At 69.4% G+C, this 22,518-nt stretch carries 22 protein-coding genes; 8 read left to right on the top strand and 14 right to left on the bottom strand.

The features are described from left to right. The first annotated feature begins 13 nt into the window (after positions 1-13). Positions 14-619, top strand: a complete 606-nt coding sequence (locus ABD810_RS17735; RefSeq protein WP_344940795.1) for a hypothetical protein — start codon at positions 14-16, stop codon at positions 617-619. Positions 620-646: 27 nt separating this feature from the next. Here the strand turns inward: ABD810_RS17735 and ABD810_RS17730 are convergent, their stop codons facing one another. The 5 genes from ABD810_RS17730 to eccCa form a co-directional block, all read right to left on the bottom strand. Beyond that, positions 647-1,684 (bottom strand): WXG100-like domain-containing protein, encoded by a 1,038-nt coding sequence (locus tag ABD810_RS17730; RefSeq protein WP_344940792.1) that lies wholly within the window; start codon positions 1,682-1,684, stop codon positions 647-649. Beyond that, positions 1,681-2,100, bottom strand: a complete 420-nt coding sequence (locus ABD810_RS17725) for a hypothetical protein (protein WP_344940788.1) — start codon at positions 2,098-2,100, stop codon at positions 1,681-1,683. Before ABD810_RS17725 ends, ABD810_RS17730 begins: the two co-directional genes overlap by 4 nt. Positions 2,101-2,225: 125 nt before the next feature. Next, positions 2,226-3,389, bottom strand: a complete 1,164-nt coding sequence (locus tag ABD810_RS17720) for a transglycosylase SLT domain-containing protein (protein ID WP_344940785.1) — start codon at positions 3,387-3,389, stop codon at positions 2,226-2,228. Beyond that, positions 3,386-3,694 carry a hypothetical protein gene (locus ABD810_RS17715; RefSeq protein WP_344940782.1) on the bottom strand — a complete coding sequence of 103 codons (309 nt, stop codon included), beginning with the start codon at positions 3,692-3,694 and terminating at the stop codon, positions 3,386-3,388. Before ABD810_RS17715 ends, ABD810_RS17720 begins: the two co-directional genes overlap by 4 nt. Before the next feature lie 157 nt (positions 3,695-3,851). Continuing rightward, on the bottom strand, positions 3,852-7,832 hold the full coding sequence (gene eccCa, locus ABD810_RS17710) for a type VII secretion protein EccCa (RefSeq protein WP_344940779.1): 3,981 nt from the start codon (positions 7,830-7,832) through the stop codon (positions 3,852-3,854). A 206-nt stretch (positions 7,833-8,038) separates the two neighbouring features. On the opposite strand from eccCa, the gene eccD reads away from it, so the two are divergent. Then, entirely contained in the window at positions 8,039-9,544 is a 1,506-nt protein-coding gene (eccD, locus tag ABD810_RS17705) for a type VII secretion integral membrane protein EccD (protein WP_344940776.1), read from the top strand. A gap of 3 nt (positions 9,545-9,547) precedes the next feature. Here eccD and ABD810_RS17700 read toward each other — a convergent pair whose 3' ends face one another. From ABD810_RS17700 to ABD810_RS17680, 5 genes are all read right to left on the bottom strand, one after another. Beyond that, complete coding sequence (locus ABD810_RS17700; protein ID WP_344940773.1) at positions 9,548-10,492, bottom strand: WXG100-like domain-containing protein; 945 nt, start codon at positions 10,490-10,492, stop codon at positions 9,548-9,550. Then, positions 10,489-10,806 carry a hypothetical protein gene (locus ABD810_RS17695; RefSeq protein WP_344940771.1) on the bottom strand — a complete coding sequence of 106 codons (318 nt, stop codon included), beginning with the start codon at positions 10,804-10,806 and terminating at the stop codon, positions 10,489-10,491. Before ABD810_RS17695 ends, ABD810_RS17700 begins: the two co-directional genes overlap by 4 nt. Before the next feature lie 241 nt (positions 10,807-11,047). Next, positions 11,048-11,455, bottom strand: a complete 408-nt coding sequence (locus tag ABD810_RS17690) for a YbaB/EbfC family nucleoid-associated protein (protein ID WP_344940768.1) — start codon at positions 11,453-11,455, stop codon at positions 11,048-11,050. A gap of 24 nt (positions 11,456-11,479) precedes the next feature. Further along, positions 11,480-12,271: a hypothetical protein gene (locus tag ABD810_RS17685; protein ID WP_344940764.1), complete on the bottom strand. Its 792-nt coding sequence runs from the start codon at positions 12,269-12,271 to the stop codon at positions 11,480-11,482. A gap of 53 nt (positions 12,272-12,324) precedes the next feature. Next, a complete protein-coding gene (locus tag ABD810_RS17680) occupies positions 12,325-12,627 on the bottom strand; it encodes a hypothetical protein (RefSeq protein WP_344940761.1) in 303 nt (100 codons plus the stop codon). Between the two features lie 197 nt (positions 12,628-12,824). Between ABD810_RS17680 and ABD810_RS17675 the strand changes: the two genes are divergently transcribed. Next, the gene (locus tag ABD810_RS17675; protein ID WP_344940757.1) at positions 12,825-13,268 is read left to right on the top strand and encodes a YbaB/EbfC family nucleoid-associated protein; all 444 of its coding nucleotides are present in this window, start codon (positions 12,825-12,827) and stop codon (positions 13,266-13,268) included. A gap of 27 nt (positions 13,269-13,295) precedes the next feature. Here ABD810_RS17675 and ABD810_RS17670 read toward each other — a convergent pair whose 3' ends face one another. Together ABD810_RS17670 and ABD810_RS17665 are read right to left on the bottom strand one after the other, a co-directional pair. Continuing rightward, positions 13,296-14,030 carry a hypothetical protein gene (locus ABD810_RS17670; RefSeq protein ID WP_344940755.1) on the bottom strand — a complete coding sequence of 245 codons (735 nt, stop codon included), beginning with the start codon at positions 14,028-14,030 and terminating at the stop codon, positions 13,296-13,298. A 62-nt stretch (positions 14,031-14,092) separates the two neighbouring features. Then, positions 14,093-15,856, bottom strand: a complete 1,764-nt coding sequence (locus tag ABD810_RS17665; RefSeq protein WP_344940752.1) for a hypothetical protein — start codon at positions 15,854-15,856, stop codon at positions 14,093-14,095. 185 nt (positions 15,857-16,041) lie between these two features. On the opposite strand from ABD810_RS17665, the gene eccB reads away from it, so the two are divergent. The 5 genes from eccB (at position 16,042) to ABD810_RS17640 (ending at position 20,182) form a co-directional block, all read left to right on the top strand. Further along, a complete protein-coding gene (gene eccB / locus ABD810_RS17660) occupies positions 16,042-17,481 on the top strand; it encodes a type VII secretion protein EccB (protein WP_344940749.1) in 1,440 nt (479 codons plus the stop codon). Between the two features lie 172 nt (positions 17,482-17,653). Beyond that, positions 17,654-17,968: a WXG100 family type VII secretion target gene (locus ABD810_RS17655; RefSeq protein ID WP_344940746.1), complete on the top strand. Its 315-nt coding sequence runs from the start codon at positions 17,654-17,656 to the stop codon at positions 17,966-17,968. 28 nt (positions 17,969-17,996) lie between these two features. Then, positions 17,997-18,311, top strand: a complete 315-nt coding sequence (locus tag ABD810_RS17650) for a WXG100 family type VII secretion target (RefSeq protein ID WP_344940743.1) — start codon at positions 17,997-17,999, stop codon at positions 18,309-18,311. Between the two features lie 86 nt (positions 18,312-18,397). After that, positions 18,398-18,790, top strand: a complete 393-nt coding sequence (locus tag ABD810_RS17645; RefSeq protein WP_344940740.1) for a hypothetical protein — start codon at positions 18,398-18,400, stop codon at positions 18,788-18,790. A gap of 126 nt (positions 18,791-18,916) precedes the next feature. Continuing rightward, a complete protein-coding gene (locus tag ABD810_RS17640) occupies positions 18,917-20,182 on the top strand; it encodes a WXG100 family type VII secretion target (RefSeq protein WP_344940737.1) in 1,266 nt (421 codons plus the stop codon). Positions 20,183-20,724: 542 nt separating this feature from the next. On the opposite strand, the gene ABD810_RS17635 is transcribed toward ABD810_RS17640, so the two are convergent. Continuing rightward, positions 20,725-22,035, bottom strand: coding sequence for a hemolysin family protein (locus ABD810_RS17635; protein ID WP_344940734.1), 1,311 nt, complete (start codon positions 22,033-22,035; stop codon positions 20,725-20,727). Next, the gene (ybeY, locus tag ABD810_RS17630; protein ID WP_344940731.1) at positions 22,032-22,511 is read right to left on the bottom strand and encodes an rRNA maturation RNase YbeY; all 480 of its coding nucleotides are present in this window, start codon (positions 22,509-22,511) and stop codon (positions 22,032-22,034) included. Before ybeY ends, ABD810_RS17635 begins: the two co-directional genes overlap by 4 nt. Between the last annotated feature and the right edge of the window lie 7 nt (positions 22,512-22,518).

Below are 22,518 nucleotides of genomic sequence, written 5' to 3'. Positions count from 1 at the left end.
GAGAGGAATCGGCATGTCATCACAGCGTGCCAGAACGCTCGTAGAGGCCTATCTGTACATCAGGATCACCGCCAGGGCGGCTGAAGGCGAGGGCCATGAGCGGCATACGGCACGCGACTACGAGGCGCAGACGGCGCTGACCGAGGGCCCTGACGAGTGGAGGCTGTTCTTCGACGGCCGCGACCTCGGGCTGGCGCTGCGGATCGACGTGCACATTCCCTACCGGGCCGAGGCGGACGCGCGGCGCGACGGGCTCCGGTTCGGGCACGGCACCTCAGAGCTCATCGACGCCGGACAGTGGCGGATGGTGAGCTCAGGGTACGCCGAACGCGCCATGCGTGAGGATCTGCGTTTCATCGACACCCCTACGGACGCCGACCTGTTCGGCAGCGTGGTGCTCGGCTGGGAGTCGGCCCGGGACGCCGTGGCCGAGGCGGCCAAGTTTCTCCCTCCCACGGCGAAGGAGGTGCCGCCTTCGGCGTTCTGGACGGAGACGGGCAGGGCCGCCCACCGCGAGCGGCCGGATCTGTTCACCCGTGAGTCGCTCGAGCGGGACATCGCCTCCTACGAGGAGGCCCGGGTCGAGTTCATCGTCATGCACACCAGCGCGCGCCCGTGATCGCCGCCCGTCCTGCCGAGACGGCGACTACGAAGGCTTGATGCTCCGGACCCCGTGCGTGAGGAGCTTGGCGGCCCAGGTCTGCCAGTCCGTGGGCACCGGGTTCCCGGTCGGGTCCTCAAAAAGGTTGGCGACGACGCTGTAGGTGGCCGAACCCGCCATGCGGCTGGTGAAGTCGCCGAACCGGTTGCCCCTGGCCCCGCCCGGCACCAGCTTGCCCCCCACCCAGATCCGGTCGAAGACCATGTTGGCCCCACCCGGTATCAGCTTGCTCCCGTCCCACACCGCCTCGAAGGCCAGGTTGGCCACGAATGCCTGGCCGAACTGGATGGCGTTCGTCTCGGCGGAGAGGACGTCCCTGCCCTGGAGGTCAGTGCGCACCCCGGACGCGGCGTAGATGGCCAGCTGGAGCCCTTGCTGGATTCCGGCGTAGGTCAGGCTGTCGAGGGTGTAGTAGAAGCCGGTTGAGATGATCTTCGTGATACTGATCTTGAAGATCTTGAGCTGCGACTGCGCCAGCCTCTGGAAGAACCGTTCCATGATCTGTTTCTGGACCAGCTTGGCCACACCGGCCGTCGTCCATCCGTACATGGAGGTGAACAGCATGTTCGCCCACGCCTGGACCGCCAGCACGATCAGCACGTGCCGGATCGTCTCCAGGCTGTCGGCGTACGCCCGGCACGCCGCGGCGACCCTCCTGCAGTAGGCCACGACGTCCGCCGGGTACCCGGAGAAGCCTTCCGGCGCCGGTGCGCCGGAACCGGGCGGCCCTGACGGCACGCCGCGCCACATCTGCCTGAACGCCTCGACCCCCGGCCCGAAGTTGTCCAGCCACACCCGTACGGCGGCCTCGTCGGCCGCGACGAGACCTTCATCGATCTTCCTGGCGAGTTCGTCGAAGATCGTGGCGGCCTGCCGGAGCCGGTCCGGGTCGCCCTCGGGCCACTCGACGGCGAGCATCGCGGTGACGAACGCGCCGTGGGTCACGGCGCCCACGGTCAGCGTGGTGGCGACCGGGCGGGTGTCCGCGAGCCTCTTGAAACCGGTGAGAGGGGACGGGCTCACGCGACCTCGGCCTTCGTGGTGGGGGTGGCGAGGTCCCCTTCGTAGACCGTTCGCGCGAGCCGGCCGACGGTGGACCAGTCCGCCGCCTCCAGGTTGGCCCCGGAAACGGCGAGGTTCTCCCCGATACGCGTGTAGCACACCTTGATGAGCTCGACGTGCCGTTCGATCTCCTCCCTAGCCGCCCGGTATCCCTTGCGGCCCTGGACCCCGTGGTAGAAGAGCCGCCCGTTCTCGTCGCCGCCCCAGAAATCGTCCAGGGCGTCCAGGGCCGTGGTCGCCTCTTTCAGGGCCTTGGCGAGGTCGTCACGCTCGCGGAGGAAGTCGTCCCCGCGCTTCTTCAGGCTTGCCGGGCTGACGTCCGTCACCGGGCCGCGGCCGGTGTAGCCCGTGCGTGGATCATCGTATGGAGGTGCCAACCCAGGCTCCTTGCTGACCGTGTGAAGCAACGGGCAGCCTGATGCTAGGAACATCCAATTACATTGGATTTAATGTGGAGTTTCGGCGCTGTACAGCCATACGCACGCTTCCTCCGACGAGGAAGTCAGTAACCGACGTAGCCGGAGCCGTTCTTGCTGCCCACCACGCCGGGCACGTTGGACACCGATCCGTAACGCTCGATGGCGTAGCGCACGGCGGCGATGATGTTGTCCACCGGGTTGTAGATGTCGCCGTGCCCGGGGAGCGCCCACCGGCTGAACGTCGAGTCAATGGTCTGCATCAGCCCCTTGGAGGGGTGGCCCGCCGCCGCGTTCGAGTCCCAGTTGTTGATCGCGTGCGGGTTCCCGCCCGACTCGTGCTGGATGATCATCCAGATGTCGTTGGCGTTCATCTTCTCGACGGGGTACCCGTGGGCCTTGAGGATCTCGGTCGCCTGGCGGATCCAGTCCGCGACCTGGCCCTTGGGCGCGGGGCCGCCGCCGGGCGGCGGCGGGCCGCTCGGCCCGTACCCGCCGAACCCTCCACCGCCACCGCCCGACCCTCCGCCGCCGCCGCCCGATCCTCCTCCGCCCGATCCTCCCCCGTTCGACCCGTCGCCGCCGTCCGCGCCCTGCGACCCGTCGGTCCCGGCGAGCAGCGTGCGAAGCTTGTCCTCGGGCACCGGAACCCACTCGGTGGACTGACCCGGCCCCGGAACGAACGTCTGATCGACCGCCGCCGGGATCTCGGCGAACTCCGGCGCGATCTCATCCAGATACTTACCGATCTCCCGCTGCGCCGTCGACACCGCCGTCTCGGCCGTCTCCACCTGACCCTGCGCCAGCGACACCGCCGCCTTCACCTGCTCGGTGATCCCCGGCTTCAACTGCTCCTCGGTCGCCTGCGGATTACGCCGCCGATACTCCCCCACCCACGCCAGCAGATCATCACAAACCCCACCCACATTCCGGCCCGCCACCTCAACCGCACCCGCAACCGCATCCAACGAATTCGCACAATTGGCCAGCGCATCATGCAACGCCTCCCCCGCCCGGCCATACCTGCGCATATACGCCACAAAAGCATCGGCCGACGCACCATTCCACGCCGTGTCCACCCCCGACACCAACACACCCAAAGCATTCAACGGACCAGCAGAACCAGACGCCGCCCCCCGCCAACGCGTCCCCACCGCCCGAATCGCCCCCGGATCACCCTTCACCTTGCCCGCCAGCGCCACCAACTCCTGGCCACCCGGCAACGCCCCAACCGCCCCCATGTCGGTCATACGTACGGCAGCTTCGTCGTGGTGTCGTGCTCGGCCTTGAGCACGTTCTGTTCGATGGTGTCCAGGGCGCGTTCCACGCCGTCGAGCCGGCTCTTCACCGTGCCGAGCTCGCGGTCCACGTGCCCCTCGACCCGGCCGATGGCGGCGGCCAGCGCTCCGGCCCCCTCCAGCGTGCCGAAGATGGACGAGGCGGCCGCGTCCTTCGCGGGGAAGCCGTCGCCCACGGTGGCGAGCTTGCCCGCCTGGGTGTGCACCGAGGTGCGAAGCTTGGCAAGCGCCTCGCGGTTCAGATCGATACCTGCCACCGGGCCGGCTCCCTCCGCCGTCACCGAGAAACCACGTGCTCGGACATGCTCTGGCCGTCGGCGGACCGCTCGCGGACCGCCCGGACAGATCTCCCGAATCGCGATCATATCGGGCTAGCGGCGATCATCGCAGGAGGAAATCACACATAGGTGGCACTCACCCCTCGGCGGCGGGCCCGGACGAGGGCAGGAAAGCGGTCTGGATCAGGCGGGCGCCGTACCTGCGGTCCACGAAGTTGGCCCGGCCCGGCGGCAGCGCGTGCGGTCGCACACCGAACAGCACGCCCTCGTCCCGGTCGCCCGAGAGGATGACGGCCGGGCTGGCCATGTCCTTGAGCCTCTGCATGACGGGATCGAACATCGCCCGCCCGGCGCCGCCCATCGCCCGGGACAGCACCAGGTGCAGGCCGATGTCGCGGGCCTGCGGCAACAGGTCGAGCAGCGGGGCGAGGGGGTTGGTCCCGGTGGCCACCAGGTCGTAGTCGTCGACGATGAAGTACAGGTCCGCCCCCTTCCACCAGTTGCGCGCGCGGAGCTGGTCGGGGGTGAGGTCGGCCGGCGGGAGCCGCTTGACCAGCGCCTCCCGGGCCTCGGCGACCATCTCCGCCGCCGCGGTGCTGGAGGCCGCGTAACCGATGCGGTGCTCGGTGTACGCGGCGTCCAGGAGCGAGCGGCGGTAGTCGATGACGATGAGCCGCGCCTCCGCGGGGGTGTGGCGGGCCACGACGCCCTCCGCGACCAGCCGCAGCAGGTTGGACTTCCCGCTCTCGGTGTCGCCGATGACCGTCAGGTGCGGATCGATGTCGAACTCCGCCGAGACCGGGGACAGGGTGGCCTCGTCGATGCCGATGGGGATGCGCCGCCCCGTCTCGCCGGGGGCGGGCAGGGCGTCCACCGGGAGGACGGCGGGCAGCAGCCGCACGCGAGGGGCCGGTTGCCCCTGCCAGGCCTCCCTGACGCCGTCGACGAGCGCGCGGACGCCCACGGAAAGGTCGTCGGCCTGCCGGACCCCGTCGATGCGGGGCAGCGCGCTGAGGAAGTGGAGCCCGTCGCGGGTCAGGCCCCGGCCGGGGACGCCCTCGGGCACGGCCAGCGCCGTCTTGCGGTTGACCTCGGACTCGTAGGCGTCGCCGAGGCGCAGCTCCAGCCGGGAGCCGAACAGGTCACGGATGCCGGGCCGGAACTCCGACCACTTGTTGGTCGCGGCCACCACGTGGATGCCGTACCCGAGGCCGCGGGCGGCGAGGTCGGTGATGGTGGGTTCCAGTGTCTCGAAGTCCTGCCGCACGGTGAGCCAGCCGTCCACGATGAGGAAGACGTCGCCGAAGTCGGTGCCGGTCCCCCCGCCCGCGGCGATGTCACGCCGGTAGGTCGCGAACGAGTCGATGCCCCGCTCGGCGAACTCGCGCTCCCGCTGCTGCAGCAGGCCGGTGACCTCCGCGACGGTACGGCGGACCCGGTCGCCGTCGAGCCGGTTGGCCACGCCGCCGACGTGGGGCAGGCCCTCCAGCGAGGCCAGCGTGCCGCCACCGAAGTCGAGGCAGTAGAACTGCACCTCGCGCGGGGTGTGGGTGAGCGCCAGCCCGGTGATGAGCGTGCGCAGGATCGTGCTCTTCCCGCTCTGCGGCGATCCGACGACGGCGAGGTGGCCGGCCGCTCCCGACAGGTCGACGCCGAGCGGGTCGCGTCGCTGCTCGAACGGCCGGTCCACGATGCCGAGCACGGCGCGCAGCTTCCCGCGCCCGGCCCAGCCGACGGTCGTCAGGCCAAACTCCGGCGTGATGCTCAGCGGGGGGAGCAGGTGGCTCAGCGTGAGCGGCTCGGCCAGCGGCGGCAGCCAGATGCGGTGCGCGGGCGGCCCGTACCCCTCGAACTGGCGCACCATGATGTCGAGCAGGCTCTCCCTGCCGGTCACCGTGGGCTCCGGCTCGGGGTCGGGCTGCTGGACCGGGGCCGGCGGCGGGATGTAGGCCGGGCCGTACAGGACGACCTGCCGCTGGTCGGTGGACGTGCGCCGCTCCTGGCGCGCCTCCGGTGCGAACGGGCCGGAGACGTAGGCCGCCTTGAACCTGGTCATCCCGGTGGTGTCGAACTTCAGATAGCCGTTGCCCGGCGCCGAGGGAAGCTCGTAGGCGTCGGCGACGCCGAGGACGACCCTGCTCTCCATGGCCGAGAAGGTCCGCAGGCCGATGCGGTACGACAGGTGGGTGTCCAGGCCGCGCAGCCTGCCCTCCTCCAGCCGCTGGGACGCCAGCAGCAGGTGGACGCCGAGCGAGCGGCCCAGCCGGCCGATCATCACGAAGAGGTCGATGAACTCCGGCTTCGCCGACAGCAGCTCGCTGAACTCGTCGAGCACCACGAACAGGGTGGGCATCGGCCGCAGGTCGGTGCCCTGCTCCCTCGCCCGCTCGTAGTCGCGCAGCGAGGCGTAGTTGCCCGCCGAGCGCAGCAGCTCCTGGCGGCGCACCATCTCACCGTGCAGCGCGTCGTACATGCGGTCGACCAGCGGGAGCTCGTCCTCCAGGTTGGTGATGACGGCCGAGACGTGCGGCAGCGACTCCATGCCGAGGAAGGTCGCGCCGCCCTTGAAGTCGACGAGCACGAAGTTGAGGATCTCGGAGGAGTGGGTGGTGGCGAGCCCGAGCACGAGCGTGCGCACCAATTCGCTCTTGCCTGAGCCGGTGGCGCCGATGATCAGGCCGTGCGGCCCCATGCCCCCCTGTGCGGACTCCTTGATGTCCAGCTCGACCATCCGGCCGTCGGCGCCCAGGCCGATCGGCACACGCAGGCGGTTACGCGGCGCGCGGGGACGCCACAGCGCGGGGATCTCCAGCCGCCGCGGGTCGTTCACGCCGAGCAGGTCGGTGAGCGTCATGTTCACGGCCAGGACGTCCTGGCTGTCACTACCGCTCTTGGCCGACGAGGCGCGCAGTGGCGAAAGCTGGCGGGCCAGCCCGTCGGCCTGCAGGAAGGACAGCCGGTCCGGCCGGCCGAGCCCGGTGACGATCTCCCTGCCCGCGTGGTCGAGCTGGATGCGGTTGAACCGGTCCCGCAGCACCTCCAGCCGTAGCTGGATCCCCTCCTCCGCGACGGAGGTGGCACCGCTGAGGTCGATGACGGTGACACCCTGGATGGCGTCCGCCCCGAGCTGCGAGTCGTGCGGGACATACCCTCCGTCGACGATGACCACGTGGTAGGGCAGCGACTCCATGGACGCGCCGGCCCTGAACCTGCCGCGGTCCTTCAGCTCGCCGCCGAGCAGCCGGTCGAGGTCGCTCAGGTCGTCGGTCATGAGGCGTACGGGCCCCGCCGCGTCGGCCTCCTCCGGATGCAGGGCGTGCGGCAGCCACTTGACCCATTCCCAGTGCGCCATCCATTCCTTGCCCGCGCACACCGCCACCCGCATGTCCTCCGGGGAGTGGAACACGGTGAGCTGCCCGACCAGCGCCCGTACGAGGTCACGGACGGCCCCGGGGTCTCCGGTGAGCACGATGCGGGCGAAGGAGTGCAGTGCCATGGCGATCGGCAGGTCGTCGACGGTGGAATGGGCCCGCACGAAGCGGCGCAGCGCCCCCGCGGACATGGCGTCGAGATCCTCGACCGGTTTGGAGTCCGGTGGGATGAGCTGCACGGCGAGGCGCTGGGTTCCCGTTCCCACGCGTACCGTGGCGAAGTCGCCGTCGCGGGGCCGCCGTTCCCACAGGCGTGGGCCCATGGCGACCGACCACAGCGACTCGGGATCGGGGCCGTTCCAGTGGAGGGCCTCCCGCTGCTGGCGGGCCGCCCTGCGCACCTTCTTGCGGGTCTGGGACAGGTAGCGGAAGTAGTCGCGCCGCAGGCCGTTGAGCCGCAGTTTGCGCTCCCCGGAGGCCCGGCCGAGCTGGCTCATGCTCATGCCGACCATGGACAGCGCGAACATGCCGCTGGCGACGTACATGATGGGGTTGCCGCTGCCACCGGCCGTGAACATCAGGGCCATCGCGGCCCCGCCGGCGACCATCGGCAAGAAGGTGAGGACCTGGGCGAACCCCCCAGAGGTGGTCTCGGGGATCTCCGGGGGCGACTCCAGCAGGATCTCACCGCGCGGTGGCGCCGGAGGCGGGCGGCGCTCGGGTCGCCGGACAACGACTATGCCCACGTCGCTCCATACTCAGGGGACCTGTCCCTGAAACCTCCGTACTGGTTCCAGAGAACTCCGTACCGATCAGCTAACCGTAGCGAACCCCGATCACCGGGCTGACCGAGACGCGTAGAAACACCGAGTCCCACAGAAACATGGATATGTCAGCCCTCGTCTGGCATGCCGCCCCGATACGGTATTCGCGTGATCTCTATGGAGTCGGTGTGACGCTGAACCCGATGGCCGGGCCCCCGGCACGCGGGCCGGGAGGGCCCGGCGGGCCCGCGGGGCCAGGGGCCGCACTGGACGTGGCGAACGGGACACCCAAGGCTGCCGTCCTGCGGGCGCCGGGAGCGGCCATCGCCATGAGCAGGGTCACGATCGTGACCCCGCGCAAGAGGATCGACCTCGCCGTCCCCTCCGACCTTCCGCTCACCCACGTGCTGCCGAACGTGCTGGCCGCCGCCGGGGAGAACGGCGACGAGACGATCATGAGCACGACGGGATGGGTCCTGCAGCGGGTCGGCGGGCGGGCACTGGACCTGGACGACAGCATGAACGGTCTCGGCATACGTGACGGCGAGGTCCTCTACCTGCTGCCGCGCCCGTCCGAGCTGCCCGAGGCCGTCTTCGACGACGTGGCCGACACGATCGCCACCGGGATCAAGGAGAAATCGGGCCGGTGGCAGGCCAGGCACACGCGGGCCACCGGGCTCGCCATCGCCGTGGCGTTCCTGGTCGCCGGTGCCCTGGCCCTCACCGTGGCCGGGCCGCCCTGGACGCTGGCCACCATCGTGGCCGGCGTGCTGGCCCTCCTGCTGGCCGGGACCGGGGCCGCCCTGTCCCGGGCCGTCGGGGACGCGGCGGCCGGGGCGGTCATCGGCTACACCGCTCTGCCGTACGCGTTCCTGGCCGGGCTTCTCGCCCCTGCGAAGAACGTCGGCCTGCTGTGGTTCGGAGCGCCCAACCTGCTCGCCGCCTTCGCCATGACCGCGCTCGCGGCCACCATCGCGGGATGGGCCATCGCCGAGGGACTGCCGAACTTCTTCGGCGTCATGCTCGCCTCCATGGCGGGTGCGATCGGCGCGGCGATCGTCATGATCTGGGAGGCGCCCCCGGCGGGCGTCGCGGCGCTGATCGTCGCGATCGTCCTGGCCTGCACACCGCTGATCCCGACGCTCTCCTTCCGGCTCGCCCGGCTGCCGCTGCCGTCCGCTCCGAGGAACGCCGAGGAGCTCCGCACCGACATCCAGGAACTCGACGGGCCGGACGTCAAGAACCGCGCCATCGAGGCGGAGCGGTTCGCCACCGGACTTGCCGCGGGCGTCGGCCTGGTCGCGCTGACCGCCGGGGTGCTGCTGCTGGGGGCGCCGGGCCTGACCGGCGCCGCCATGAAAGTGGTGCTCGCGCTCGCGTTGCTGATGCGCGCCCGCGTCTTCTTCGGGGTGGGCCAGCGGGTGTGGCTGCTCGCGGCGGGGGCGGCCGGGCTCGTCACCTTCCTGGGGTCGATCACCCTGGTGAGCCCGCTCGCCGCCCTCCTCACCGCCGTGGCGCTGGCCGCGATGGCCGCCCTGGGCGCCGGTGTGGGCCTGTTCCTCCCCCAGCGGCACCCGACGCCGTTCTGGGGCAGGGCGGGGGACATCGTGGAGTTCATGCTCATCATGGCCCTGTTCCCTCTGGCGCTCGGAGTGCTCGACGTCTACGCCTGGGTGCGAGGGCTGAGCGGCTGACCTCTACGGCGGGGACTGGGGAGCCGCCGGGTAGCCGGGATCCCTGCCCCGCTGTGCCATGCCGATGAGCAGCTTCCCCATGAGCTGGCTCATCGTCGGCAGCATGTCCGAGCCGGTCTTCCCGTTCTCGGCGTTGTAGGCGACGGTGTAGGCGGTCGAACCGACATAGAACGAGGCGAAGTCACCCGCGTCGTTGTTGCGGAACACCTTCGCCATGGGGCCGAGCTTGGTCAGGTCCCAGACGCCGAAGAACACCATGCACGCGGCGAAGTCCTTCAGGGTGGCCAGGGCGTTCTCCGAGACTGACCCCGGGTCGTCGCCGAAGGCGACCTTGGTGCCGGCCGCCAGCGCCTCGTCCCCGAGGGCGAAGGTGGCGCTGCCCACCGTGTATCCGATGAACTTCGTCACCACCAGCTTCATGACGGTGTTCTCGAGCAGCTTGAGCAGGACCTGGGCCTGCACCTTCTTGTACAGGCGGTCCACCAGCCACTTCGACAGGGCCGCGGTCCGGGCGCCGATCCACGGCCAGGAGCCGGCGAACATGAGCTGCAAGTAGCTGGTCACGGCCAGCACCCGCAGCGCGTGCCGGGTGGCCTCGACCGCATCGGCGTATCCCTCACACGCCTCGGCCACGCGCCGGCAGTGGGCGGCGACCTGCGGCGGGTAGGCGATGACGCCACCTGGAGGGCCGCCCGATCCGCCGGCGGTCCAGTACCGGTGGAACGCCTCCGCCCCCTGGCTCGGATGCTCCCTCCACACCCTCTCGGCGACCTTCCCGGTGACCGTGGTGTTGGCGTCGATGCGCGCGCCCAGGGACCTCCAGACGGCGGCGGCCTCCCGGGCCCCTGCTGGGTCACCCTCCGGCCAGTCGGCGAGGATCATCGCCGACACGAAGGCGGCCATGCCCGCCCCCGCGACGGGGTAGAGCGCGGGACGGCCGAACCTCACCGCGGGATCTCGGGCAGCCGGGGGACCGAAGCCCAGTCGGCGTCCCGCACGTTCCGCCCCATGAGCACCAGACGGTCGCCGATGTGGTCGTACGCGGTCGCGAGCGCGTCGACCTCGGCGACGAGGTCGGCGCACCGGGCGCCGTACCCCGCCTTGCCGCCCTCGCCCTCGTGGAACTTCACGCCCGCGCCGTCATGGCCCCAGAAGTCGCCGATGGACTGGAGCCGCTTCACCGCCTCGATGGCCGCCGCGGTCAGGTCCGCGCCCTGGTGCTCGAAGAGCATGCCGAGGTGGGCCAGACCGGTCGGTGACACGTCGAGTCCGGGGCCTCCCGGATCATCCGGTGGGGTGTGCGGAGATCTCGGGTACGACATGCATCCCCCGTGTCGTGAAGAGGCGGGCGGCGGGGTCTCTCCCCGCCGGTGTTCTCATCGGTCCCGTCCGATGGCACACTTGTTCGAAGAGGTACCGGCGCATGATTGACTATACATGGTTTCCCTGTAGGGAATACAGGGAAATCTCTTGTGCGCCGATTCCACCGGCATCCCGTCAGCGCTATCGCATATCCGGCGGCAAGGGCTCGCCCATCGAACGGGTGGCCTCCTCGAACCACGACTGGATGCCCGCCGCGTCCAGCGTGGGCACCTCCTCCCCCATGGCGGCGCGCAGCATCTCCTGGTTCTTGCGCTGGGCGTCGTCCTGCGCCATCCGCACGGCCTCGGTCACGGCCTCCGCGATGGACCCGCTGTCCAGCCGCATGACCCGGGGGTCGAGCGTCACCTCCTGGATCCGGCCGCCTCCGTCCACGGTCGCGCCGACCAGCCCCCCGGCCGCCGCGCCCTCACCCGTGAGGGTCCCAAGTTCCCCAAGAACGCCGCCAAGACGCCGGACGGCCTCCTGGCTCCGCTGGGCGATCCGCTCGAAGTCCTCGAGCTGGAAATCGTCCGGGTCGAACACTCGCACCGCTCCTCTATCCGAAAGCCGGGGTCACGGCGTGTACACCTTGGGCTGCTCCACCTTGGGCTCCCGCCATTCGAAACCGGCGGACGGCGGCAGCCTCGGCACCTGTCCCGGGCCGGACACCGGGGGCTGCTGGAACGGCGGCAGGCCCTGGGTGTCGATGACGGCCTTGGTGAAGTCGACCTTGGCGTCACCGGTGGGCTGCAGGTTGAACATCTGGACGAAGGCCTTGCCGGCGAAGTACACGGACATGCCGCCCGCCACGGCCGACACGACCTTCGCGAGCATGCTCGTGGCGACCGCGATGACGCTGTTGGCCATGAAGCCCAGCGCCTCCAGCCGCGCGTACCCCGCGGCGGCGTAGGGGGTCGTGAGCATCGCCGCGGCGATCGCCACGCCCGAGACCACCACCGCCGCGACCCTGGCCATGGCCAGCCAGTAGGCGCGGTAGGCGTCACCAAGCTCGTCGACGATGCCCGAGATGCCCTTGACGTATCCGCGAAGGCTCTCCAGGGCCTCCTGGTAGCGCTCCACCGCGTCGACGAACGCGTCGTGGTCGGCCGCGACCCAGCCGTCCTTCCCCTTGTCGCCCAGGTTGCGAATGAAGCTCTTGTTCGCCGTGTCCAGGCGGGCGTAGATGGACTCCCAGTTGTTGTAGGCGCTGGCCATGCCGGGGACGTTGGCGATCGCGGTGGTGGCCATGGCGACGCCCACCGTCAGCGGGCGGGACAGCATGCTCGCCTTCCGCAGGTCGTCGAGCACGGACAGCGCGCTGCCCCCGGCGGTTCTGAGAGAAGGCCCGTACGGCCCAAGCGGCATGGTTCACGCTTCCGTTTCGATGGCGGGCACGTCGTCGACCACGTGCAGAGGAGCTAGACGTAGACGGCGGTGGACTGTTCCTCGGCCGTGCGCCAGTTGCGCCGGGCCGTGTCGAGCTGCTCGGTCCACGTCGACAGGACGGTGAGCGCGTCGGTGAACTTCTCGCGCACGTCATCCTGCACGTGCCGGTAGCGCAGCCCGATCACGACCTCGCCGAGCGCACCCCAGCCCGGGAAGCCGACGACGGTGGTGTCCACCAGGGCACGCCACTCCTGGACGGCGGGGATCACATCTTCGTCGATCTCCTTGATGATGCTCGCGATCGCCGCCGACGTGACGTACCTCTCCTGCGTCATTCCGCCTCCATGATCGATGCCGTTATGGTGTTTTCCTACCATCCGGCACCGAGCGACCGATCTATGCGGCAGCATTGTTCATTGTGTTCTCAGTCATCCGGAGCGCTGCAGACGATCACTGTTCATGTGGAGTTCAGAACCGCCCCAGGTATACGGTCGCCGCTTGATGCCGGCCGCGCAGAGATGAGGATGAGGACGTGACGGAGTTCCCCGACTTCGCGAACATCGATGTGGAGAAGCTGCTCAACCAGAGTCAGCAGCAGTTCGCGCGGCTGGAGGAGTTGCAGGAGCGCACCAGCGCCCTTGTCGGCGAAGCCCAGGACAAGGATGGTCTGGTCACTGTCGAGTACGCCGGCGACGGGCTCCGGGACCTGCGGCTCAACCCGCGAGCGATGCGGCTCGCCTCGGCGGATCTGGCCGATCTCATCAAGTCGGTGGCACGGGAGGCCGCCAAGGACCTGGAGCGTCAGACCACCGAGCTCATGGGCGAGGTCTTCGGCGAGGAGGACAACCCCATGAAACTCCTGAACGACCCGGACGCGGCCATGGCCAAGATCCGAGACGCCGAGAAGGCCTACAACCGCACGTTCGAGGACGTGATGGGCGACCTCGAAGAGATCCGCCGCCGCCTCCAGCTCTGAGGCGCCGCGTCCGCCACGCTGCCGGCCTTACACCGGCTGGTTGTACGCCTGTGGGACGCCGGGCTGGTACCCCTGTGGGATGCCGGTCTGCCCCTGTGGGATGCCGGTCTGCCCCTGCGGGATGCCGGTCTGCCCCTGCGGGATGGCCGGCTGGGTGTTCGTCAGCGTGAGCCCGACGTTCTTCAGCGCCGGCCCCTGCGCCTTCATGGCCTGGACATTGGCGTCAAGCTCCGCCTGCTTGGACTGGATGACACCCATCGCCATCATGAGCACGGTGCCGGCCGCCGCAGCGGCCATCCCGTACTTCTTCGCGAGCCCCAGCACAGTGCGTTGAACAGGTATCGCGATGGCCTGCGACGCGGGCGCCGTCACCAGGTTGACGCCGGGGATGAAACGTGTGAGGGCCAGAGCGCCGAGAAGCCCTCCAGCGATGGCCGACACGACCGCGGCCTGGTAGCTGACCTTGGCCACGCCGTGCATGATCTTGGCCGCGTCGTCGTGGGTGCCCACTCCCTCGTTCAGGGTCTGCTGGAAGGTGCGGACAGCGCCGTCGAATGCCTCCCTGTCCGCCGCGGTCCACTTCTCCGCCGGCACGCTGTCCACAAGGGCCTTAAGCTGTGTTCCCACGTCGTTGATGCCGTCGCGGATGTTCAGCCAGTTGTCCCCCGCACGGTCGAGCGAGTCAGGCCTGGACATCATGCTGGTGATCGCGGCGGCGACGGAGAGGCCTATCGCGGGGTTGGCGAGGCTGGCGAATGTCACTGCTCCTAAGAACCCCGTGGCATACAGATACTGCCCGGATTGGTAGTCCACTTGCTGGGCGCTCATTTGTGCAATTCCTGTCCGGTCGCCTCAACGGTCTTCACCACATCGCCCTCGGTAAGGCGCCACTTCTCGCCGGACATCTTGAGCTGATCACGCCAGACGCCCAGCTGATCGTGGAGAGCCTGAATGTAGCCACCGGAACTTCTGCACACGTCGCCATGCGACCCGGAGATCGGTATCCCGACCAGTCCGCAGTCCGCCAAGGCGATGTGGTTGTTCCCCGGCTCCTTCTGCACGCTCGCCGCCGTGGCCCCGGGCCCCCTGTCGACTTTCAGGCCGAGGTCCACGACCGCCTGATGGTCCACCTCACGCGTCTCGACCGGATTCCTGGGAACCTCCGTGGTCGTCCGGTTCGGAACGGTGCCGGCGCCCGGCAGGTTGGAGGTTCCCGGGATTCCCGCCCCCGTTCCATTTCCCGTTCCGGCGGGCAGGCCCAGGTTGGGTATCTGCGACGCCGACGGATCCGCCACCTGCGAAGTGTTCGGATTCGGGATGTTGGGGATGGCCGGGATATTCGGATCGCCAGGATTACCGGGGTTCCCGACGTTGTTGGGGTCCAGCGGATTCCCCGGATCCCCCGGGTTACCCGGGTTGCCCGTGTTGGGGTCCAGCGGGTTACCGGTGTTGTTGGGGTCCAGCGGATTACCCGGGTTACCCGGGTTGCCCGTGTTGGGGTCCAGCGGGTTACCCGTGTTGTTCGGGTCCAGCGGATTACCCGGGTTACCCGGGTTGCCCGTGTTGGGGTCCAGCGGGTTACCCGTGTTGTTCGGGTCCAGCGGGTTACCGGTGTTGTTCGTCCCGATCGGATCGAACGGGTTACCGGTGTTGTTCGGGTCCAGCGGATTACCCGGGTCGATCTGGTTGATGGGGTTACCCAAGTCAAGGGGATCCACGAAATGCGGGTCCGACTGGATGAGATCGAACGGGTTCGAGGTGTCCTGGCCGCCGAGGTCGTCACCGTAGGGGAACGTCGTGTCCAGCGCGTCGGGTGACAACGGCCCCGTCACGTTGGAGAACGGGTCCATGCCGACCGGATCGCCGACCCCCAAGGGATGGCCCTCCCCGAACGGGTCTCCCGGCCCGGGAAAACCCTGGTCCCCGAAGACAAGCCCTTCAGGTCCGCCCATGTGGCCATCCGGCCCGCCCGTCGAACCATCCGGGCCGATGAACGGGCCGGCGAACCCGTCCAGACCGCCGGGCCCACCGAACAACCCCTCCGGACCACCAGGCCCACCGAACAACCCCTCCGGACCACCAGGCCCGCCGAACAACCCGTCGGGGCCGTTGAACGGCCCGCCGAACCCGTCCGCGTCGCCGTCGAGCCCGCCGGTCTGACCAGGCGGCCCGGCGAGGAGGGTGTCCCAACTCGGACCCTGGGAGTCCAGCGGTCCGCCGGTGCCGTCCGAGAACGGCGAGGACCCGCCGTCCTGGAAGGAGTACGGCCCCCCTGCCGTGGAGTCCGACGAGGTAAGGCTGAATGGCTCGCCACCGGTGCCCTCGCCACCGGGCCCCGGCCCCTGGAAGGCGCCACCATCGGAGACGGCGGTCGCACCGTCAGAGGTGACGGCCACGCCGTCGAAGGGGGCCGCGCCGTCGGAAGTGGCGCTCGCGCCGTCGAACGTGGCGGACGCGCCGTCGAACGTGGCGGACGCGCCGTCGGAAGTGGCGGACGCGCCATCGGAGGTCACGGTCGCACCTCCGGAAGTGGCGGCCGCCGGATCGTCACCGTTCAGCAGTGCTTCGATGCCTCGTTGCTCGCTCACTCCGGCCCCCGTCTCGCGTCCCGCCAGGTCATGATCAGCCGTAACTGTGCAGACTAGCCCAGCACGCACCGGGCCGTACAGAAAGGCACAAGGCCCGCATCTTCCAGTTCTGTCACGCGAAACCCGCTGTACGGCACGCGCTTCTATGCTGTGCGCGACGACCCGCCAGGCAAGGCTGAGGTGGCATGCAGACCCGTCGTGATCTCTACCAGGCGCATCGGCTGATGATGCAGCGTCTGGGCATGGCCCTGCTCCAGGGAGAGCCGGATGTCCCGGAGTCTCCCATGCGCAGGCACAACGTCGCCATGTTCTGCGGCATCCTGGTGGCGGTCCTCGTGACGGCGATCTTCGGCATCTGGGGCCTGCTCAAACCCGGCGGCGCGACCTCGCTCACCGCCCCGGGGACGCTGATCGTCGAGGAGGAGACCGGCGCGACGTTCGTCTACAGCGAGCAGGAGGGCAAGCTCATCCCGGTGGCCAACTACACCTCCGGCCGCCTGCTGCTGGACACCCCCGACGTGACCGTGCGCACGGTGTCGTCGGCGTCGCTCGCGGGCTTCTCCAGAACCACGCTGGTGGGGATTCCGGGGGCTCCCGACTCACTGCCCGCACGGGAGAAGCTGGTCCGCGGGCCCTGGTCGGCCTGCGTGGCCGAGAAGATCGAGCCGAGTGGGACGCGCAAGCCGTACGTGACGCTGGTGGCCGGCATGGACGTCGGTGGCAGGCCGTTCGGAGACGAGGCCATGATCGCCGACGACGGGCAGCAGTCGTGGGTGATCCTCGCCGATCGCCGCATGCGGGTGTCGGACCAGGGCGTCCGCGCCCTGACCTCCGAGCAGCCCCGCCAGGTGCCCGCGACGTGGCTGAACGCCCTCCCCATCGGCCCCGACTTCCGCAGCCGGCGCATCGCCGGCCTGGGACGGAAAGTGCGCGGCCCGGACGGCCATGTGTCGGCGGTGGGCAGGGTGTACACCGTGCCTGCGGTGACCGGTGGCGACGCCCGTTGGTACGTCCTGCTGCGTGACGGCCTGGCCGCGATCTCCCAGACGCAGGCCAAGCTGATCCTCCAGGATCCGGCGAGCGTGACCGCCTACGGCAACGGCGAAGTGCGGCCCATCGAGGTCGACGCGGCGCGGGCGAACGCGTTCCCGCAGTCCCGCACCTCGATGGCCGTCCCAGGTCTGCCCGCCACGATGCCGAAGGTCACCACCCCGGACGCGACGGCCCCGCTGTGCACCGTCTACTCCGACACGGCCAAGGGATCGACCCGGGCGCGGCTGACCATCGGCAGCCGCATACGGATCCCCGTCCCACCCGAGGACACATCCGACCAGGACCACTTCGACCAGCTTCTGCTGCCGCCGGGTGGCGCGGTGGTCGCGGGGCTGCTGCCGGGAGAGGGCCAGCTCGCCGCCGTCCACCAGAGCTACTCGCTGATCACCGACCAGGGACGGAGGTTCGCGCTGGCCTCCGTCGACCTGCTGCCGAAGCTCGGCTACGAGGAAGGCGACGTCGCGCCGCTGCCCGCTCACCTGCTGCATCTGATCCCGGAGGGCCCGGTTCTGGACCCCGCCGCCGCCAGAAACCCCGTCCCCATCGGAGAAGGGGCAGCGGTGAAGCCCTGACAGGGCTGTGGCCAGCGGTGCGAGAAACCGTTACTGACTCGCAATATGACACCTGTCCCTGATGTGCTAAATGATCCTAGTCTTTACCGTGATCAGCATCGCGGGGGCCGATGATGCGTACCGCATAGTGGGCTTCCGTGAGCATGGCAGGCCGACTCCATGGAGGTACCCCGTGGGCCAGCAGACCGCTGCGAATCTTCCCCAGATCGTCGAAGCCGCGAAAAAGACAGATACGGCGCACTCGCTCATCGGCAGCATCCAGACCCAGCTGCAGGGTCACGTGAGTGACCTCCGGGCGGGCTGGGGCGGCCGGTCGGGCATAGAGTTCGGGTCCGTCTTCAACGCGTGGAACAGGGAGCTCAGTGTCGTTCTGGCCGAGCTGCTCAGACTCAAGGAGAACCTCAACAAGGTGGAGGCGCAGTACCGCTCGACGGAAGAGAACCAGGCCGCAGTTGCCCGCCGCCTGACCGCCGGCATCAACCACTGACCTGCTCGCCCCTGAAACGGAGATCATCATGGCTGGTATCAACAACGACGTCGACCGCACGCTGGTCAACTTCGGGACGATGGCCACCGGGCGCCAGGACTTCGCCCGGCAGTGGCAGGCGATGGAAGGCACGCTCCAGCAGCTGGAGACCGACCTCAACGGCCTGCTGGGTGAGTGGGACGGCCCCGCCAGGGATGCCTACTTAAGCGCGAGGTCGCAGTGGGACGCCGCGTCAGGTCGCATGGCCGCCCTGCTGCAGCAGCTCGGTGCCGTCATCGAGCAGGGCCACGAGAACTTCTCCCTGGCGGAGAAGGCCAACGTGTCCATGTTCGACGGTAGGTAAAGCCAGAGCTCGGAAGACTCACGGCGGCAGACCGCCCTGGCGGAGTCGAACACGCCGGCGGGGCGGCCTGAGATTAGGGGACAGAGATGGGCGAGAACGGGGCCAGCGGGTTTCCCTACGACGGCTTCCACCTCAACAAGGACTGGCCCGGGGTGGACGTCAAGGATGGGGTCGACGTCCACCACCCCACCGTGACCAACTTGCTCAAGGCGCTCGAAGAGGACGTCGCACGGTTGAAGGGCTTCAACGCCGGCACGGTGAGCCACCTGCGGGTCTACGGCCCGGTCACGGCGAGGCATGTCGGCGAGTGGGACGCGGCCCAGCAGCTGGGCGCCGTCTTCACCCGAGGTCATACCGCTCTGACCGGCAGCTACGAGAAACTGATCGCCCAGTATGAGGCGGCGATCACGGTGATCAAGACGTCCTTCGACAACATCCTGAAGGCCGAGAAGGCAAGCGACGTGGGCCGCGACGCGTAGCCAGCGGTCAAGTGATGGGGCGATATGGCAGGCATCAACGATATTCAAGCCATCAGGGCTGGTACGTCCGAGCCACGCGGTGACACGAGCACGTACGGCGGGGTCGCGAGCGTCAGGAAGAAGCTGATGGACACCGACCCCGACGGGCTGAACGAGGCGGGCGGGGCGTACATCAGCGCGGCCAGCATGCTCGAGAGCACCGTTCAGCTTCTGGAGTCGGTGGCCGGCACCATGTCGGGCGGGTGGAAGGACAAAACGTCCGCGGAGGCCCAGAAGGCGCTCCAGATGCTGCACGGATCGGCCCGTGAGCTCGCCTACCGGTCACGCCAGGTGGGCGCGGCCCACAACGACTACGCCGAAGAGCTTCGGAAGGCCAAGGCGAACCTCCCCGACAGCGGCATGGCCAGCTGGGACGACGACTGGTGGGGATGGGCCGCCGAGGGCGACTCTACCTGGGACTCCGAGAACGAGCAGGCCCGGCAGCGCCTCGAACAGGTCAACAAGCAGATCAGCGCCGTCTACCAGAGGCTGCCCGACACCGTCGTCACCGTGCTTCCTGCGCTCGGCCCGCCGGTCGCCCCGCCCCTGGACACGACGGACTACCCAAGCGGGGATACCTACAAGAACGGCCTGCCTTATTCGGGCAACGGCTCCGGCTTCGACCCCACCGGGATGCCCGGCTACACCGGGTCCGGATCGGGCTTGAACGGCACCGGCGGACCGGGCGGGACCGGATTGCAGGACGGGACGGGCTCGCAGGGCGGAATACCCCTTCCCGGGACCGGCGGCATCCCCCTGCCGGGCGACAATACGGGTACCGGAAACGGCACGGGGAACGGAACCGGAACCGGAGGCACCGGCGGCCTTCCGGGTGGCGGGCTCACCGACCCCTCGAACCCTGGCGGGACGAACGGCACCAACCCCGCCGGCCTCAACCCGAACGATCCCCGCAACACCAACCTGGCGGGGATCGACCCGGTCACCGGGCTCCCGAACGGCCTGAACAACCCCAACGGCCTGAACAACCCCAACGGGCTCACCAACCCGAACCTGAACGGCCTGACGAACCCGACCGCTCTGAACACCCCGCCGGGGCTCACCGGGACGTCCAACCCCTCCGGGCTCGGAAACGGGCCGCTGGGTACGGGCCCACTCGGCTCAGGCCTCAACGGCGGCGCGTCCTATGGTGGCGCCGGTGGCGCGGGCCAAGGACTGGCCGGCGGCCGCGCCGGCGGGATGGGAGCGGGGTCCCCCATGGGCGGCATGCCGTTCATGCCGATGGGCGGCGGAGGCGCAGACGCGAACCAGGAGCGTGAGCGTTCCACCTGGCTGACCGAGGACGAGAGCGTCTGGGGCGGCGACGACCCGGTCGCTCCCGGCCTGATCTGCTGACCCACCGGCCGTCACGTGCCCGCCTAACCTCGGCACGTCACGACGATGACCACCACGGCCGGTGTCACCGTGATGAAGACCCGAAAGTGACGGCAGCCGTGGCGGCGGGGCCATATGCCGATATCTCCGGAAGCCTGTCACCACGGTGACGGCTCGTGACGTCAAAGGGGTGCCCCCGCCCGCCCAGCGCAGGCGGGGGCACCCTTTGCGTGCCGGACCCCGGCCGGTCGCCCGGCCAGGGTGCCACGCATCCCCCCGGCTCTACCGGTGCACCGCGAACCCCTCCCCGGCACACCGGCCCTCCCCTTACCGGCACCCCGAGCCATTGGGCGCCTGAGAAGAAACTCCCACGGGCCACTTGCAACTGGCTTAAAGGACACTTGACGCATAAGCCCCATGGGTCGCACCCTGTGGCACCCACTCCAGAAACGGGAAGACCCATCGCGAGACGGGCAAGGAGGCGGTGTCAATCCCGCTCCGCCGAGACGGGCGAAAGGGGCGGTGTCAAGCCCGCCCCGCCGAGACGGGCGAAGGGGGCGGTGTCAGTCCTGCTCGGCCGAGGCGTGCACGGCGATGTCCTCGGCGGGGGCGACTCGGTGCACGACGACGGTGCTGATGCGGTTACGACGGCCGGCGGTGCTCTCGGCGGTGAGGCTCAGCCCGTCGACCGTGGCCCGCGAACCCGCGATGGGAACCCGGCCGAGGGCGTGGGCCAGCAGGCCACCGACGGTGTCGACGTCGTCGACCTCCAGCTCGATGTCGAACAGCTCACCCAGCTCGTCGACCGGAAGGCGGGCGGTCACCCGGGCGCTCCCGTCGTCGAGCCACTCGACGCGCGGGGCCTCCTGGTCGTACTCGTCGGCGATCTCACCGACGATCTCCTCCAGGACGTCCTCGATGGTGACCAGCCCGGCCGTGCCGCCGTACTCGTCGATGACGATGGCGAGGTGGATCTGCCGGGCCTGCATCTCACGCATGAGCTCGTCGATCGGCTTGCTCTCGGGTACGTAGGTGGCCGGGCGCATCAGCGACCCGACCTTCTCCTGCTCCGCGTCCCCACCGGCGGTGGCCTCGTGCACCCGGCGCACGATGTCCTTGAGGTAGGCGATGCCCACCACGTCGTCCTCGTTCTCACCGACCACCGGGATGCGCGAGAAGCCGCTGCGCAGCGCGAGCGAGAGCGCCTGGTTGAGGGTCTTGCCCCGCTCGATGAACACCATGTCGGTGCGCGGCACCATCACCTCGCGGACCAGGGTGTCGCCGAGCTCGAACACCGAGTGGATCATCTGTCGCTCGTCGGGCTCGATGACCCGGCGCTCCTCGGCGAGGTCCACGAGATCGCGCAGCTCGGCCTCGGAGGTGAACGGGCCGTCGCGGAAGCCCTTGCCCGGCGTCAGCGCGTTGCCCAGCAGGATGAGCAGCTTGGGAAGCGGCCCGAAGATGCGCGTCAGCCCGTACACGATCGGCGCGCTCGCCAGCGCGACCGGCTCGGCGTGCTGGCGCCCCAGGGTGCGCGGCGAGACGCCCACGATGACGTAGCTGATCAGGATCATGACGCCGGCCGCGGCGGCGTACGCCTGGCCCTCGTCGCCGAACCAGTCGATGAAGAGCAGCGTGGCGATCACCGTGGCGATCAGCTCGCAGCTGAGCCTGAGCAGCAGCAGGAGGTTCAGGTAGCGGGGCGGGTCGGCGACGATCGCCTGGAGCCGCTGGGCTCCACGCCTGCCCTTGCGCGCGAACTCCTCCGCGCGCACGCGGGAGATACGCGCCAGGGCGGTCTCCGCGCTGGCCAGCAGGCCGCCGACGATGATCAGAAGGGCGGCTGACAGCAGCCACCCGCTGGGGGAACTCACGGCTCCCGCCGCACCTCCCGCCACGCCTCGAGCAGCTCGCCCTGGAGCCCGAACATCTCGGCGTGCTCCTCCGGCTCGGCGTGGTCGTAGCCGAGGAGATGCAGGATGCCGTGGGTGCAGAGCAGTTCGAGCTCGTCGCGGGCGCTGTGCCCGGCCTCGGCGGCCTGCTTGGCCGCGACCTGCGGGCACAGCACCACATCGCCGAGAAGCGCCGGGTCGAGCGAGGCGTCGCCCTCCTGCCGGGAACCGCCGGGGCTCGGCCGCAGCTCGTCCATCGGAAAGGCGAGCACGTCCGTCGGCCCGGGTTCGCCCATCCACTGCTCGTGGAGCTGCGACATCGCCGACTCGTCCACGACCAGGATGGAGAGCTCGGCGAGCGGGTGGATGCCCATACGCCCGAGCACGTGACCGGCCAGCTTCACCAGCGAGGACTCGTCGATCTCCACGCCGGACTCATTGGCCACCTCGATACTCATGGTGTTT

Origin of the sequence: Sphaerisporangium flaviroseum, assembly GCF_039537005.1 — a bacterium.
Classification (GTDB): Bacteria; Actinomycetota; Actinomycetes; order Streptosporangiales; family Streptosporangiaceae; genus Sphaerisporangium; species Sphaerisporangium flaviroseum.
The sequence above is the reverse complement of the archived record's forward strand: the minus strand, read 5'-3'. Positions and strand labels throughout refer to the sequence as shown.

Coding starts and splice junctions, on each gene's coding strand:
- ABD810_RS17645 (WP_344940740.1), top strand. CDS start 18,398: ATGGGCGAGAACGGGGCCAGCGGGTTTCCCTACGACGGCTTCCACCTC.
- ABD810_RS17650 (WP_344940743.1), top strand. CDS start 17,997: ATGGCTGGTATCAACAACGACGTCGACCGCACGCTGGTCAACTTCGGG.
- eccB (WP_344940749.1), top strand. CDS start 16,042: ATGCAGACCCGTCGTGATCTCTACCAGGCGCATCGGCTGATGATGCAG.
- ABD810_RS17735 (WP_344940795.1), top strand. CDS start 14: ATGTCATCACAGCGTGCCAGAACGCTCGTAGAGGCCTATCTGTACATC.
- ABD810_RS17685 (WP_344940764.1), bottom strand. CDS start 12,271: ATGCCGCTTGGGCCGTACGGGCCTTCTCTCAGAACCGCCGGGGGCAGC.
- ybeY (WP_344940731.1), bottom strand. CDS start 22,511: ATGAGTATCGAGGTGGCCAATGAGTCCGGCGTGGAGATCGACGAGTCC.
- ABD810_RS17720 (WP_344940785.1), bottom strand. CDS start 3,389: ATGACCGACATGGGGGCGGTTGGGGCGTTGCCGGGTGGCCAGGAGTTG.
- ABD810_RS17680 (WP_344940761.1), bottom strand. CDS start 12,627: ATGACGCAGGAGAGGTACGTCACGTCGGCGGCGATCGCGAGCATCATC.
- ABD810_RS17640 (WP_344940737.1), top strand. CDS start 18,917: ATGGACACCGACCCCGACGGGCTGAACGAGGCGGGCGGGGCGTACATC.